We start from the raw sequence: 15,571 nt of genomic DNA on the forward strand, positions 1-15,571 counted from the left end.
GGATCACAGACTACCGGCTGGTAGCACTCCGACGGTATGGGGAGCCATGGCGGGGTTTCCCTCAGGCGAAATGATGTGATGCGATGGGAACACGCGCCACTGCCCACTCCGTGGAGGGAACCCGATGACCCTTGATCCAGGCTCCACCGTCCCAGAAGATGAACTTGAACTCGTGGACCGCTGGTGGCGGGCCGCAAACTACCTCTCCGTCGGCCAGATCTACCTGCGGAGCAATCCGTTGCTCCGCACCGCGCTTGAAGCGGAGGATGCAAAGGCGAGGCTTCTGGGCCATTGGGGTACTACCCCCGGGTTGAACTTCGTCTACTCCCACCTGAACCGTGTCATCCGCCGCGACTCACAGGAGCTGCTCTTTGTGGCAGGTCCCGGACATGGCGGCCCCGCCGTGGTCGCCAATGCCTGGCTGGAGGGTACCTACGCGGAGATCTACAGCCACGTGGGTAATGACGAAGCGGGCCTGGCTGAACTCTTCCGCCAGTTCTCCTATCCCGGCGGCATTCCAAGCCACGCGGCTCCGGAAACTCCCGGCTCCATCCATGAGGGCGGCGAACTGGGATACGCCCTGGCCCATGCCTATGGGACGGTGTTCGATAACCCGGAGTTGATCACCGCCGTCGTGATCGGCGATGGTGAGGCGGAGACCGGACCGCTGGCGGCCAGCTGGCACTCGCACAACTTCCTTGATCCGGAAGCTGACGGCGCGGTGCTGCCCATCCTGCACCTGAACGGCTACAAAATCGCCAACCCCACCGTGCTGGCCCGGATGCCGGAAGAACAGCTGGCTGAGCTGCTCCGCGGTTACGGGCACCGGCCGCATTTCGTGACAGTCAAGGACCCGCGGGATACTGCCACCGCGCACGCCGATTTCGCTGCCGCGCTGGACGCCTGCCTGGCGGAGATCCGGGAAATCCAGTCCGAGTACCGGGGCGGGGGCAGCCCCGGGGGTGGGGAACGCCAGGGCCGGCCCGCCGCGCAGTGGCCCATGATCGTACTGCGCTCGCCGAAGGGCTGGACCGGCCCGCAGGAAGTGGACGGCCTCCCCGTGGAGGGAACGTGGCGTAGCCATCAGGTGCCACTGACCGAGGTGCGGACCAACCCGGATCACCTCCGCCAGTTGGAGGAGTGGATGCGAAGCTACCGCCCGGAGGAACTGTTCGACGACGGCGGGCGGCTTCGTGCCGACGTCGCGGCCAACGCGCCGCAGGATGATTTCCGGATGAGCGCCACCCCGTACGCCAACGGAGGGGTCCTGCTCCGGGACCTTAAGCTGCCTGACTACCGCAAGCACGCCGTCGAAGTTTCCACGCCCGGCGCGGAAAAAGTGGGTCCGATGGGCGTCCTGGGCGGTTGGATACGGGACGTGATCAGTCTGAATCCGGACAACTTCCGGCTCTTCGGCCCGGACGAAACGGCGTCGAACCGGTTGCAGGACGTGTACGACGTCACCGACAAGGTGTGGCAGTACCGGATTGACGACGTCGACGAGCACCTTGCGCGTGCTGGCAGGGTGATGGAGGTACTCAGCGAGCACTTGTGCCAGGGCTGGCTGGAAGGGTACCTGCTGTCCGGGCGGCACGGAGTCTTCAGCTGTTACGAGGCGTTCATCCACATTGTCGATTCCATGTTTAACCAGCACGCGAAGTGGCTCAAGGTGCACCGCGCCCTACCGTGGCGCCAGCCCATTGCTTCGCTGAACTACGTGTTGTCCTCGCACGTGTGGCAGCAGGACCACAACGGCTTCAGCCACCAGGATCCGGGCTTCATCGATCACGCCGTCAACAAGCGGGCAGAGGTGATCCGCGCCTACCTGCCACCAGACGCGAACACGCTGCTGTGCGTAATGGACCACTGCCTCCGGTCCAGGGATTACGTGAACATCGTGGTCAGCGGCAAGCAGCCTTCCCCCGCCTGGCTGGGTCCGGAGGAGGCGTCACTGCATTGCCGGCGCGGGCTGGGAATCTGGGAGTTCGCCGGTTCCGAGATTGCGGGGGAGGAGCCCGACGTCGTTCTTGCCTGTGCCGGTGACGTCCCCACCGTCGAGACAGTGGCCGCCGCAAAGCTGTTGAGGGAAGGTGTGCCGGACCTCAAGATCCGCGTGGTGAACGTGGTGGACCTGATGCGGCTGCAGGACTCCAGCGAGCACCCGCACGGGCTCCACAACCGCGACTTTGACGGAATCTTCACGGCGGACCGGCCGATCATTTTCGCTTACCACGGCTACCCGTCGCTGATCCACCGGCTGACTTACCGGCGCACCAACCAGGCCGGGCTGCACGTGCGAGGCTACCAGGAGGAAGGCACCACCACCACGCCTTTCGACATGGCAATGCTCAACCGGATCGACCGCTTCCAGCTTGCGATCGATGCCCTCGACCGTGTTCCCGGCCTCGCCGCGAAGTGCGCGTCGCTGCGGCAGTCCCTGCAGGACCGCCGGATACTGGCGCGCGAGTATACGCGCGAGCACGGCGAGGACCCGGACTGGATATAACCGCCATTTAGCCACCGGCCGGCCTGCCCTGCCTGATGGCAGGGCGGGCCGGTTGCATTAGAAGCGGATCGCGTCGATGACCTTGACCCGCACGGCTACCAGCGCCGGAATTGCTCCGGCCAGGGCGCCCACCAGGATGGCTGCACCGAGGCCCAGCATGGCCGCCTCCAAAGGGAACGGCGGAAACTCGGTCAGCCCCGGCGCGATCGTGGATTCGATCCATGGGTTCTTGACCACGGCAACGGCGAGCATTACGCCCGCAATCCCGGCCACCGCCGTCGCAACCACGGACTCCATCATCACGCCCACGAAGATCCGCTGGGACGTTGCCCCGAAACTGCGCCGGATGCCGATCTCACGTACCCGGTACCGCACAGTGACCATGGAGATGTTCAGCATGCCGACGGCTCCGAGAAGCATGACCAGCCCTGCAATCCCTGCCACGGCCAGCTGCACCATGGCGAACGGATCCCCGTAGCTGGCGTAGTCCCGGCGATCGACCTGGGCCTGCATGCCGGGGAACTGCTGCTGGAGATCCGCAGCTATGGCGGCCTTTAGTTGCTCAGCCTGGGTGTCCTGGACCCAGATCTCGAACTGGCTGGACATCCCTTGGCCGCCGGACGATACGCCTGACTTCTCTGCGGCCCCGGTCAGCATGTAGGCCGACGGCGGCATGTCCGGATACGCATTCGGAACCACTCCGATGATCACGGCTGTTGTTTTCCGTGGACCGGCCAGCGTCACCACGGGATTGGTGGTGAGGTTGGGCCGTCCCGCGGCATTGTAGAAGTTCTCTGAAACAACCAAGGCGGGCGCGAACCGTTGCTCATCCGTGTCCTCGAACCAGTTGCCACGGGTCATGTCAACGCGGTGGATCACTCCGTAGCCGGGGTCAACCACCTGAAGCTGTACTGGCTGGACGCCGTGCGGAAACTGGAAGTCGTGTTGGGCCTGGGCTACGTTGCTGGAGTACTTGATGCCGTAGCGTTCCTGGATGCCGCGGAAGGCCTGGCTGAGCTGCTCAGGGTCCGGCGTGGTGGGACCGTACACGCCGAGGTTGAGTGTTGCGGAGCGGCCGCCGTTGCGTTCTGATGAGGCTTTGTAGCCCTCGCGGACCAGGTTTCCCATCCCCACCACCGTGGTCAGGGCGGCAACAGAAAGGGCCACGCCGATCAGCGCGAGCAGGATACGGGTCTTGTTGATCCGCAGTTCCTGCCAGGCTTCCACAATGGTGGACACCAGGCCCGTCATGCCACCGCTCCTGCGGCTGCACCGGCGGAAACTCCCGCTGGATCCGGGAAGGACGGAACCTCCGTTGCCGTCAGGACGCCCGCTTCCAGCCGGTAGCAGGCGCGGGCCAGGGCGGCCACGTTGGTGTCGTGAGTGATGGTGATCAGGGCGGAGCCGGATTCCGTTGCCACGGCGTCCAGCAGGGCCATCACCGTTTGCCCGGTTTCGACGTCGAGTGCTCCTGTTGGTTCGTCCGCGAGGATCAGCCGGGGCTTCCGGACCAGGGCCCGCGCGATTGCCACGCGTTGCTGCTCGCCCCCGGAAAGCATGTTCGGCATCACGTCCGCCCGGGCGCTGAGGCCTACCCGGTCCAGCATTTCCAGGGCGAGTTCGCGGCGGCGCCAAAAGTCGGCACCCCTGGCGTAGAGCAGTGGGGTGATCACGTTGTCCAGGGCGCTCCGGCCGGGAAGCAGGTTGAACTGCTGGAATACGAAACCTACGGAAGAGCCGCGGAGCCTTGCCCGGGTGTTGCTGCTCAGGTGGTCCACGGGCTCGCCCAGGAACCGGATTTCACCGGTGGTGGGCAGGTCCAGCAGGCCGATCAGGTTCAACAGGGTGGACTTTCCGCCGCCGGACCGGCCGATGATGGCCGTGTGGTCGCCGGCGTGGACGGCGAGGTCGATGCCCTTGAGAATGTGCAGTTCCGCATCGTCGGGGAGCCTGACGGTGCGGGTCACTCCTGTGAGGGAAACCAGTTCCTCCATGGCTACCCTCCCATCGGGTAAGCCATGCCGAACTGGGGCCCGGAAGGCACCTGGGCCGGGGCGCCTGGAATGAATTCGAGGACAAACTCGCCCTCTTCCAGCCCGGAAACAACCTCTACCCGGGAGCCGTCGTTAAGGCCCAGCTGGACTTTCCGTTCTTCGGACGGGCCAGAGGCAGCTGATCCGCCGGGAACCCCCTTGCCGGGACCGCCCTCCACTGGACCCCCGGCTGCTGCCGTAGGGGGACCGCCGACCGGCCCGCCGCCGTCGAGAATTGCTCCATCCGGGGCGGGACCGCCCTGGACGGGACCGCCCTGGACGGGACCGCCGGCGGAAACCCAAACGATGCCGTCCGTGACGCTGCCCTTGACAGCGGTGAGCGGAACGGTGACTACATCCGTGGACTGGCCGGCTGTGACAGTCATGGTGGCGCCCAGCCCCGCGAAGACCTCAACTCCGGTGGGGACGGCGCAGCTGATGGTTCCCGTAGGTGTACCGCTCTCCGGAGGGCCGCCCCCCATCATGCCGCCCGATGTTGCGATTGGAACCCCACGGCTTACCCCGCCGGCTCCTCCTCCGCCGGAGGGGCCGGCCGCGCCGCCGGCAGTACTGGCGAGGCTCTTCAGCGTTACGGCCGAACAGGAAAAGGGAGCAGGACCGCCGACGACGGAGATCACCGCGGAGCCGGGTTTGGCCAGGAGCCGGTACTGCTGGGCGGCGTCGATCGAGCCGCTGACGGTAAAGGTTCCGGGGTTAATGCTTGCCGTCGATTCGCCGACGCCGACCTGCTGGTCGAGCAGGACCGTGAGGGTTTCCACCGTGCCGGAGGTGGGAGCGTGGACGTCCGTGTAGGTGTACACCGGGGCGGTGCGGACTGGCGTGGTGCGGACCGGTGCCGACGGCACTTCGCCTTCCGTCTCCACTGCCGGTGGCGTTGAGGCTTCGGCCGGCGGCTCGGGCTGGACTTCGGTGCGCACCTGATAAAGCGGCGCATTCGCCAGTACCTCATCGCCCGGCGAGACGTGCAGGTAAATGACGGTTCCCGCCGTCGTATTCTTCACGGGGATGGCGGCGTCGCTGTCCACGGTGGCCTCGACCTCTACGGTGTTGGTTACCGTTGACCGGGTTGCCTGGACCACCGGAATTGCCACCTCCGCGGAAGGGCCGATGGCATCCTGTTCCGTCTTCATGCCATCGATGAACGCGATCTTTACCAGTGCCACGGCAATCACGGCAAAAATCGCCAGCCACGCCACCGGCATCACAATGCGCCTGAAAATCCTCATACTGCCCCCATCAGTAACTCCCGTCAGACCAGCTCTGCGGGAGTGTGTCGCTCCACACCATATACTGAGTACGCACTCGGCGCATGTCACGGGAGCACGGCTTGGACCGGCTACACCTCCCGGTACTCCAGCACGCCAGGAATGTCGCCCCGGGTGCCCAAGTCCTCGCCCCGGGCGAAGTCCGCCCAGATCCGGCGGACAGTACGCCCGGTGGCGTCGATCTGCTCCCAGGACAATCCCGAAAGCAGCCCAACGCCTTCCCACGTGTCCCTGGCGCCGAAGAGCAGTGGCAGGTCCACGGTGTGCGCGGCGCCGAAAATCGTCCCCGGCGCGTGCCAGGTCAGGAGGTAGCGGTGGGCTTTGCCACCGGCTCTGGCGTGCCGCCTGGCAAATTTCCGGGCTGCGTGGCCGTAGACGGTCTCCGTTACCACCCAGTTGACGGCCCGCAGCATGGCTGCACCCACCATCGGAACCCGGTGCAGCCTCGTTAGCAGCGGACTCCGCGGCAGGAACAGCCGGGCCTCTTCGGAAGTGTGCCCGATCAGGACTTCGATTCCTGGCGCTGTTTGCTTCCACGCGGCTTCAATGGCGGACTCCTGGGGCAGCGGAGCATGCCCGTACTGCGTGCCGAAGGGCATGGCGGCCAGCATCCCGAACTTGCGCGACACCTGGGCTACTTCCTGTTCCATGGCCACCACGTCCATGGCGGGCGTTTCTTCGGTGACGGCTTCCGCAGCGATGCCCATGGCGGCGTTCATTTTCGCGCGGCCCCGGGCGATGCCCAGCGGAGCGCTCTGGATGATGGCCCGCTGGAACAGTGAGGGCGCTTCCGGCGTCGCCATCAGGTGGGCCACGGCGTCGCCGCCCGCCGACTGGCCGAAGGCCGTCACCCGCCCGGGATCGCCACCGAACGCGCTGATATTCCTTTGCACCCACCGGAAGGCCTCGAGCTGGTCCAGCAGGCCCAGGTTCCCGGGCCGGCCGTGGCGGGTAGCCAGGTACCCGAACAGGCCCAGGCGGTAGGTCACCGAAACCACCACCACCCGGTTCTCTGCCACCAGCCGTGCCGGATCGAAGATGGCAAGGTCCCCGGAGCCCGTCGTGTAAGAGCCGCCATGCAGCCACACCATCACGGGCAGGCGCTCGCCTTCGGCCAAGTCAGCCGGCATGGTGATGGAGAGGTTTTGGCAGTCCTCGCTGCCCGGAAGTTCCCCGTAGCGGGTGCCCAGGACGTCATCGAGGAAAGGCACGGGACCTTGGGGGCAGGCCGGGGCGGGCGACGTCGCAGCCAGGGGTGTGCTCCAATCAGGAGCGGGGGCCGGAGGCTGGAAACGGGCGGCAGTGGCGTAGGGAATGCCGGTTGCCCGCACGACGTCGCCGTCCCGCCATCCAGTGACCGGGCCGCAGGGCGGAGTGAATGCAGGGTCAAGGTGCAGGGCTGCGGTCATGGCTTAAGGATTTCACAACAATCAGACGCCGACGGCGGGTGCACTGCTCTACGAACCACTGGACCAGGCAATGAGTGTCCGCAGTTCTGAGGCAACCGATTGCGCATCTCGCCCGTCCGTGGCTACCCGACGCACCCAGCTTGGCGTCAGGGCATCGAGTTCGCGCGCCCTGGCATCGCTGCGCTTGACGTGCTCCAAGAGCTCGTCCCCCTGGCTCCGGCTCCTCAGTCTTGCATGAGCCGTCGCGTCACTTGAGGTCAAAAGCACTGCCGTAATTTTGACGTCCTCACCCATGGCCGCTGCCAGCTGTTCTGTGTACCTGACGCTTACGGTGTTGGTGTAGATCATCCGCCGGTACCCGAGGGCGCGATAGTTACTCCACACCGCAGACAGGTTCCGCTCGGCCAAGTGGTGTTCCCAGGGAGCGGGATGCGCGAGGTCGAGGGTGTCGCCCTCGATCACGCAATGCTTGACGTCCTGTTGGGAAAGCTGCGCATGGAGCTCAAAGGCTACGGAACTCTTTCCGACGCCGGAACGCCCGCCGATAAAGAGCGCTTCAGTCTGCCTGTTCACTTCTTGAGTATGGTCCAGAAGTTCCATCTACGGCGAGATCCAGGCCGCATAGTGCTGCCGCGTCGGAACGTTTACTGCCCATTCATGCATAGTCTTCCGGGTGTTCCCCTGGCTGGGTCATAGTGGCCAGCCGGGCGGTTTATCGAATCGATAGCACTACTGCCCGTATTTTGGCATCGGCAGCTATAGGCTTGCCGGACATGCTTCGATTCCAGGCAGAAATGAGTACAGATCGTGCGTAAATTGAAGACTTTGGTTGCCGCCGCCGTCGCCGTCACCTTCCTTGCCGGATGTGGCGGCGGCTCCGCGTCGCCCGCCGCCTCGGGTGATGCGTCCACGGCACCGGCTGCAGGAGGCAATGAAACGCTTGTTGTCTACACCAACTCTAACGGTGAAGGCCGCGGGGAATGGTGGACGGCCAAGGCCAAGGAGGCCGGATTCACCATCGAGATCGTCGGCGCCGGCGGTGCCGATGCCACCAACAAACTCATTGCAGAGAAGAACAACCCCATCGCGGATGTGGCGTTTGGCTTGAACAATATGTATTTCTCCCAGGTCAAGGCCGAAGATGCCCTTGAGCCCTACGAGCCCGCCTGGGCGGCAGACGTAGACAAAGAACTGGGCGACGGCGAAAGCTACTGGCCGTTGGTGAAGCAGGCCATCCTCCTTGGCTACAACTCAGACAAGGTTTCCAAGGATGCCGCGCCCCAGGACTGGACGGACCTCTGGACCAAGGATGAGTTCAAAACCCGCTACGAGCGGGTCACCGGGATGGGCACCGCCACCGCACAGCTGGTGTTTGCCGGTATCCTCAGCCGCTACCGTGACGACTCCGGCGATCTTGGCATCTCGGACGAAGGCTGGCAGCAGGTGGAGCAGTACTTCCAGAACGGCAGCCCCGCCGTGGCCAAGACCGACCTGTTTGCCCGGATTGCCTCCGGTGAAGTGGACATGGGCCAGATGCCGTCCTCGATCATCACCGAACGCGAAAAGACCTTCAAGGTCAACGTCGAAACAGTGATCCCCTCGGTGGGCGTTCCGCTGGCCGTAGAGCAAATTGCCTTGGTGAAGGGCACTGACAAGAAGGAACAGGCCCAGAAGTTCATTGACTGGTTTGGCAGCGCCGAGGTCCAGGGCGAGTTCGCGCAGCAATTCAACTCCATGCCGGTGAACACGGCCGCGGCAGAGAAGGCCAACGCGGAGGTGGTGGACTTCTTCGCGGAGCTCAAGCAGCAGGACATCGACTGGGATTTCGTCCAGGAGAACATGGGTTCCTGGGTGGAGAAAATTGAACTCGAGTACATGACGTAACCCTCCTCAACCAGCCCGCCGCTCCACCAGACAGGTTTGCCATGATCCGCTTTGACAACATCGAAGTTTCATTCGGCGACTTCACCGCCATTCCGCAGCTGGATCTGCACGTGCGCCCGGGGGAGTTCTTCACTCTCCTGGGCCCGTCCGGCTGCGGAAAGACGACGGCGTTGCGTACCCTGGCGGGGTTTATCCAGCCAACAGCCGGGACCATCCACGTGGACGGCAAAGACGTTACGCGGCTCCCCAGCGACAAGAGGCAGGTGGGCATGGTGTTCCAAAACTATGCCCTCTTCCCCAGCATGAGCGTGTACGAGAACATCGCCTTCGGGTTGCGGGTGCGGAAGGAAAAGACAGCGGCCAGCGACCGGATGGTGCGCGACATTGCTGCCCGGATGGAACTGACTGATGAGCAACTGGCCAAGAACGTTTCGGAATTGTCCGGCGGGCAGCAGCAGCGGGTAGCTGTGGCGCGCGCTCTGGTGCTGCAACCGAAGATCCTGTTGCTGGACGAGCCCCTGTCCAACCTGGACGCCAAGCTTCGCCACCAGCTCCGGCAACAGCTCAAGGACCTGCAAAGCGAATTCGGGATCACCACCGTGTACGTGACGCACGACCAGGACGAGGCCCTGGCCATGAGCGACCGGGTTGCCGTGTTCAACAAGGGCGTCGTGGAACAACTGGGAACGCCGCAGGAAATTTACGACCACGCGGCCACCGAGTTCGTCTGCAACTTCATCGGTGACAGCTCCGCCCTGACCCCTGATTTCGTGGCGGAAGTGAACTTGAGATCAGGGGCGCAGCTCAATACCGATGCCAACTCCTACCTGCGGGTGGAAAAGGCGACGCTGACGGCGCCGGCAGAAGGGTCCAACGGCGGCGTTGTCGGGGTACCCGGCGCAGTGGTTTCCCGCACCTACCATGGCCTGCACAGCCGTTATGTGGTGCGCAGCCACGGCGCCGATATCCGGCTGCTGGTCAGGGAGGACGGCGGCGTTCAACCCGAGCCCGGGACGGAAACCACCATCTACCTCCAGCCCGGGCACATCCTGCAGTATCAGCCGGACACCGGCGTTGCCCTCCGGGAGCGGCAGGCGGCAGTCGCACCATGAGCAGCACGCCCGTCCGCCAAATGCTCCGCTCGCCCTTCGTTCTGATAGTCGGCGCGATCCTGACCTGGTTCATCGCTGCGTTCCTGGTGTGGCCGAACCTGAACGTCCTGATGACGACCTTCTTTCCCGACGGAAGCTTCTCGGGACGCGCGGCGGAAAAGCTATTGTCATCCGAGCGCGCCATGAAGTCTTTGGGCAACAGCTTTATGCTGGCGGTGGCGCTGTCCGTCACGGTCAATGTTGTGGGCCTCTTCATTGTCCTGGTAACGCACTACTTCAAAATCCGGGGCTCACGGATCCTCTTCCTGGGCTATGCCACGACCTTTATCTACGGCGGGATCGTGCTGGCCGCCGGGTACAAGTTCATCTACGGCGATAAAGGGATCGTCACGTCCCTGCTGCTCTCTGTGTTTCCGGGCATGGATCCGGCCTGGTTCTCGGGCTTTTTCGCCGTGCTGGTCGTCATGACGTTCGCCACCACCACTAACCACATGCTGTTCGTGGGTAACGCACTCAAGGGCATCGACTACCAGACCATTGAGGCGGCCAGGAACCTGGGGGCCTCAACGTGGACCATTCTGCGCCGCATTGTGCTGCCGACGCTCAAACCCACCCTGTTTGCCGTGACCATCCTGTCCTTCCTCACGGGGCTGGGCGCGCTGAGCGCACCCCAGGTGCTGGGTGGCCGGGAGTTTCAAACCATTACGCCAATGATCCTGACCTTTGCCAACAGTGCCACCTCCCGGGACCTGGCTGCGCTGCTGGCAGTGATCCTGGGTCTGTCCACCATCCTGATGCTGGCAGTGATGTCCAGCCTGGAAAAGCGCGGTACCTACCACTCGCTGTCCAAGGTGTCCTCGGTGCTGCAGAAACAGCAGATTTCCAGTCCTGCTGCCAACGCTGCCGTGCACATCGCCGCATACCTTCTGTTCGCGCTCTACACGCTGCCCGTAGTGCTGATCGTGCTGTACTCGTTTGCGGACGGCGCCGCCATCCAGACGGGTCGGATCAGCCTGGGGAGCCTGACGCTGGACAACTATGTGCGTATCCTCACCCAGGAGTCAGGCCTGCGCCCCTTCATTGTCAGCGTCGTGTACAGCGCACTCGCGACTGTGATTGCCGTGGGCGGTCTCTTCTTTGTAGCGAGGCTTTTGCAAAAATACAGGAACTGGGTGGCATCGACATTTGAATACCTGCTGCATATCCCCTGGATCCTGCCTTCGTCCCTGCTGGCCCTGGGATTGATCATTAGCTACGACCACCCCAACCCGTTGGTGGGCGGGGCTGTCCTCACGGGGACCACCGTCATCTTGCTGATCGCTTTCGTGACGGTCAAGATCCCCTTCACCCTCCGGATGCTCAAGGCATCCTTCGCGTCGGTCAACACCTCAATGGAGGAGGCGGCGGCCATCATGGGCGCCAAGACCCTCTACGTTTTCCGGCGGATACTGCTGCCGCTGGTTCTGCCGTCTGCCGCAGCCATCGCGGCGCTGAACTTCAACACCCTGCTGGATGACTACGACACTGCAATCTTCCTGGCCCACCCGCTGGTCCAGCCGCTGGGCCTGGTGATCAAGGCGAACACCGACGGCGCCGAAGGGGTGGAGGGGGTGGCCAACACGTTCGTCTACACCGTGCTGCTCATGGTGATCACCGGAGTGACCATGTATCTGGTCTACGGCCGTTCCGTCAGGAAGGGTACATCCAAACGACGCCTGCCAGTGGCCGCGCCCGGCCCCGGCGCCACGCCGGCCGCCGGCTCCGCCCCGGTTGAGGGCAGCAGGGAGAACACAGCTCCGGTGCGCTGATAACTGGTGGTCGAGCCTGTCGAGACCGGGTTAGTTCCGGTGGTCGAGCCTGTCGAGACCGAGGTGGGATTTCGGCAGGCTCAACCACCAGCAGGAGGGACTAGTGCCCTGCTGCCGGAACGTAGCGCTTGATGGACGCTTCCAGCTCGGCTTCCGCCGCGGCGCGGTCGCCCCAACCCTCGGCCTTGACCCACTTGCCGGGCTCCAGGTCCTTGTAACGGGTGAAGAAGTGCTCGATTTCCTTGATCAGGAATTCGCTGACATCGCTGACTTCCTGGATGTGGTCAAAGCGGGCGTCAACAGGAACGCACAGCACCTTGGCATCGCCGCCGCCGTCGTCCGTCATGTTGAAAACACCGATGGGGCGGGACTCGACGATGACGCCCGGGTGGAGGTCAAAGTCCTGCAGGAGCACCAGTGCGTCCAGCGGATCGCCGTCCTCGCCCAGCGTGTTCTCGAAGAACCCGTAGTGGGTGGGGTACTGCATGGAGGTGAAGAGGACGCGGTCCAGGCGGACGCGGCCGGTCTCGTGGTCAACTTCGTACTTGACGCGCGATCCCTTGGGGATCTCGATGGTCACGTCATGCTTCATGGAATGCTCCTCGGCTAGTGCAGGGGGTTCGCGGCAACGATGACGCTTTTGCTAAAACAAAGGGCTGTCAGTGCCGCCGACTACTATTGAGGATATAGCGATAGCCCCCTGTTTCAGGAACTTGTGGGGAATTCAGGACTGAGGACCAGCAGCACTATGACGTCATCGAAGGGGGCAGGTGCCGGTCCGGCGCCGGGCAAGGTGCTGCGCGGCAATTGGCCTTTGGCCCTCCTTCTCGTCTTTGCCATTGCGCTTGCCGTTCCGGCCGGCGTTTCGCTGATCCCGGGCTTCAGCGGTCCGCCCGTTCCTGCCGCCGTGGAACCCGTCCCCACTCCTGCCTGGCAGCAGTTGCCCATGGCGCCGGCTACCCGCGGCGGCGTTTCCTCTTTGCAGGCCACCGCTCCTGTTCCGCAACCTGCCGTCCTTGCCGCTGGCCTGGAACCTTTGTTAATGCCCGACGGCGGAGGTGACTTCACGGCGCACGTGCAGGATGCGCTCACCGGCGAAGTCCTGTTCAGCCGCGGTGGAACGGAAGCGCGGGTGCCGGCGTCGAACACCAAGCTCCTGACCGCCGCGGCAGCCCTGCGCACCATGGACCCCGCACGGCGCTTCTCCACCACAGTGCTGCAGGGTGGGGAACCCGGAACCGTGGTGCTGCGCGGCGGCGGTGACGTCCTGCTCTCCTCCGGCGATTCCGCTCCGGACCAGGTGATGGGCGCCGCCGGACTTGGCACCCTCGCGGCGAATACTGTTGCCTCGCTGCAGGCCGCCGGGATCAACGGTGCCGTCACCGTCCATGTTGACGACTCATTGTTTTCCGGCCCGTCATTGAACCCGGCCTGGGATTCCGGGGACGTCGCGGCCGGCGAAACCGCGCCGCTCTTCCCGCTCGCCCTGAACTCAGCCAGGTTCAATGCGTCCGTCACCACCGGCCAGCGGCCGCAGGACTCCGCGATGGCCGCTGCGGAGGCGTTTGCTGCGTCCCTCCGCAACCTGGGTGCCGCCGCGGGACTGGTGGTGACAGCCGACGTCGGACGTTCAGTTGCACCCACGGACGCACCAGTGCTGGCGGAGGTGCAGTCCGCGACTGTTGCGGAGCAGGTGGCACTCATGCTGGAGACCTCTGACAACTACCTTGCCGAGGTGCTGGGCAGGATGGCCGCGCTGGCCGCCGGCCTGCCCGGGAGCAATGACGGCGCCACGGCAGTTGTACTCGCCGAAGTGGAGAAGATGGGCATCGCCACGGCATCCATGGCGCTGGCGGATGTCTCCGGTCTGACCATGGCGAACCGCGTTTCCGCAGCCCAGTTGACGGCAGTGGTGCTGGCCATGACGTCAGGCGCGGACAGCAGGCTGAGGCACGCACTTCCCGGCTTTCCCGTGGCGGCGCTGACAGGAACGCTGGACGGCCGTTATGGCGCCAGTCAGTCCTCAGCGGCCGGCGCCGGCCTGGTCCGCGCCAAGACCGGAACGCTTAACACCGTGCTGGCGCTCAGCGGGTATGTGGTGGACGCTGACGGCCGGCTGCTGGTCTTTTCGTTCGTCGGCAACGGGTTGACTCCGGGCGCGGCAGGGAACAAGCCTGCCCTGGACCGGGCCGCCACTTTGCTGGCCGGCTGCGGCTGCCGCTGAGCCTGCTCCGGTTCGCCGGTCAGCGAACTTAAGGGCGCATGCACAGGCTGCTGTGATGTTATGGGAGTATGGCGACTCCCCAAGCTAGTCCTGTGCCCGCGCCGGCCCTCATCAACTGGGAGCTGGCCGCCTCAACCGCCGCCCGGCTGACCCCCGCCGGACCGCAGCTTTCCCCGCGGGAGATGGGTGACGCCGTCGGTAATCTCCGGCTGATGGCGGACCGTTCGGTGGGCTACGTCCACCAGATCACGCGGCTGGAGGCCGCGCGTGACCTGCGTGACTCCTCCGTGCTGGTGGTGGACCGCGCCACCTGGGCCAAGGCCAACACCCAGAGTTTCGCTGTGATGCTCAAGCCGGCCATCGAGAAAATGCTGGAGAGCCGTAAGGGTTCCGTAGGCCCTACGGCGGCGGCCATCAGTGGAGCCGTGACGGGAAGCCAGCTGGGCGCCATCCTGGCGTTCCTGTCCAGCAAGGTCCTGGGCCAGTATGATCCCTTCGCCGCGCTGGCTGAAAACTCGCACGCCCCTGCAGCAGGCCGGCTGCTCCTGGTGGCCCCGAACATCATCTCCGTGGAACGCCAGCTCAACGTGAGCCCGGACGACTTCCGGCTTTGGGTGTGCCTCCACGAACAGACGCACCGGGTTCAGTTTGCCGCCGCGCCCTGGCTCCGGCACCACATGCTCGCCGAAATCGACGGCCTCAGCGGCCACCTGCTGGGCAATGTCGACTCGCTCATGGAACGTGCCACCGCAGCGGCTAAGTCGCTAAAGGACCGCAACGTCGCGGGGGAGACTCCAGGCCGCGGTGCCATCCTGGACCTGTTGCAGGATCCCGAAGAGAAAGCCGCACTTTCCAGGCTCACCGCGGTGATGAGCCTGCTGGAAGGCCATGCGAACGTGGTGATGGACGCCGTGGACGCCAGCATTGTGCCGTCCGTCAAAACCATCCGGCAACGCTTCAACGCGCGCGGTAAGGACCGTGGCGCCATCGAGAAATTCCTGCGCAACCTGCTGGGCCTGGACGCCAAGATGAAGCAGTATTCGGACGGTGCCAAGTTTGTCCGCGCCGTGGTTGCCGTGGCCGGAATGGAGGGCTTCAACCGGGTGTGGGAGTCGGCCCAGAACCTGCCCAGCGAAGAAGAGATTCACGATTCCGCCCGGTGGATTGACCGGATGGGTTTGCGGTGACCGAAGGTTCCGCCGGTTCTGGTTCCGCCGGTTCTGGTTCTGCCGGTGCCGGTCCTGCTGCAGGAGGACCTGCAAGCGGCCGACGGCGGCCCGGCCGTTTGGCGCCGGTCGTTGGCACTGCG

Annotated in this window: 12 protein-coding genes; 6 read left to right on the forward strand and 6 right to left on the reverse strand. The window is 64.6% G+C overall.

Annotated elements, in window-relative coordinates:
* Positions 1-124 precede the first annotated feature (124 nt).
* On the forward strand, positions 125-2,506 hold the full coding sequence (locus tag ACWA13_RS01440; RefSeq protein WP_463936287.1) for a phosphoketolase family protein: 2,382 nt from the start codon (positions 125-127) through the stop codon (positions 2,504-2,506).
* Between the two features lie 57 nt (positions 2,507-2,563).
* On the opposite strand, the gene ACWA13_RS01445 is transcribed toward ACWA13_RS01440, so the two are convergent.
* From ACWA13_RS01445 to ACWA13_RS01465, 5 genes are all read right to left on the reverse strand, one after another.
* Positions 2,564-3,757 (reverse strand): ABC transporter permease, encoded by a 1,194-nt coding sequence (locus tag ACWA13_RS01445; protein ID WP_463936290.1) that lies wholly within the window; start codon positions 3,755-3,757, stop codon positions 2,564-2,566.
* On the reverse strand, positions 3,754-4,500 hold the full coding sequence (locus ACWA13_RS01450) for an ABC transporter ATP-binding protein (protein WP_463936292.1): 747 nt from the start codon (positions 4,498-4,500) through the stop codon (positions 3,754-3,756). The genes ACWA13_RS01445 and ACWA13_RS01450 overlap by 4 nt, the downstream gene beginning before the upstream one ends.
* Before the next feature lie 2 nt (positions 4,501-4,502).
* Entirely contained in the window at positions 4,503-5,786 is a 1,284-nt protein-coding gene (locus ACWA13_RS01455) for a hypothetical protein (protein WP_463936294.1), read from the reverse strand.
* A 110-nt stretch (positions 5,787-5,896) separates the two neighbouring features.
* The gene (locus tag ACWA13_RS01460; RefSeq protein WP_463936296.1) at positions 5,897-7,234 is read right to left on the reverse strand and encodes a carboxylesterase family protein; all 1,338 of its coding nucleotides are present in this window, start codon (positions 7,232-7,234) and stop codon (positions 5,897-5,899) included.
* Positions 7,235-7,282: 48 nt separating this feature from the next.
* Positions 7,283-7,807, reverse strand: coding sequence for an adenylyl-sulfate kinase (locus tag ACWA13_RS01465; RefSeq protein ID WP_463936298.1), 525 nt, complete (start codon positions 7,805-7,807; stop codon positions 7,283-7,285).
* A gap of 234 nt (positions 7,808-8,041) precedes the next feature.
* Here ACWA13_RS01465 and ACWA13_RS01470 point away from each other — a divergent pair, with 234 nt between their 5' ends.
* The 3 genes from ACWA13_RS01470 to ACWA13_RS01480 are packed head-to-tail and all read left to right on the forward strand — an operon-like array spanning position 8,042 to position 12,038.
* Positions 8,042-9,118: an extracellular solute-binding protein gene (locus ACWA13_RS01470; protein ID WP_463936300.1), complete on the forward strand. Its 1,077-nt coding sequence runs from the start codon at positions 8,042-8,044 to the stop codon at positions 9,116-9,118.
* Positions 9,119-9,159: 41 nt separating this feature from the next.
* Positions 9,160-10,230: an ABC transporter ATP-binding protein gene (locus ACWA13_RS01475; protein WP_463936301.1), complete on the forward strand. Its 1,071-nt coding sequence runs from the start codon at positions 9,160-9,162 to the stop codon at positions 10,228-10,230.
* Positions 10,227-12,038, forward strand: a complete 1,812-nt coding sequence (locus ACWA13_RS01480) for an ABC transporter permease (protein WP_463936303.1) — start codon at positions 10,227-10,229, stop codon at positions 12,036-12,038. The genes ACWA13_RS01475 and ACWA13_RS01480 overlap by 4 nt, the downstream gene beginning before the upstream one ends.
* Before the next feature lie 100 nt (positions 12,039-12,138).
* Here ACWA13_RS01480 and ACWA13_RS01485 read toward each other — a convergent pair whose 3' ends face one another.
* Positions 12,139-12,630 (reverse strand): inorganic diphosphatase, encoded by a 492-nt coding sequence (locus ACWA13_RS01485; protein ID WP_039239147.1) that lies wholly within the window; start codon positions 12,628-12,630, stop codon positions 12,139-12,141.
* A 156-nt stretch (positions 12,631-12,786) separates the two neighbouring features.
* Here ACWA13_RS01485 and dacB point away from each other — a divergent pair, with 156 nt between their 5' ends.
* Both dacB and ACWA13_RS01495 read left to right on the forward strand, forming a co-directional pair.
* Positions 12,787-14,262, forward strand: coding sequence for a D-alanyl-D-alanine carboxypeptidase/D-alanyl-D-alanine endopeptidase (gene dacB, locus ACWA13_RS01490; RefSeq protein WP_463936305.1), 1,476 nt, complete (start codon positions 12,787-12,789; stop codon positions 14,260-14,262).
* A 68-nt stretch (positions 14,263-14,330) separates the two neighbouring features.
* Entirely contained in the window at positions 14,331-15,449 is a 1,119-nt protein-coding gene (locus ACWA13_RS01495) for a zinc-dependent metalloprotease (RefSeq protein WP_463936306.1), read from the forward strand.
* Positions 15,450-15,571 lie beyond the last annotated feature (122 nt).

Source organism: Pseudarthrobacter sp. TRD_SC_9 (assembly GCF_055361265.1).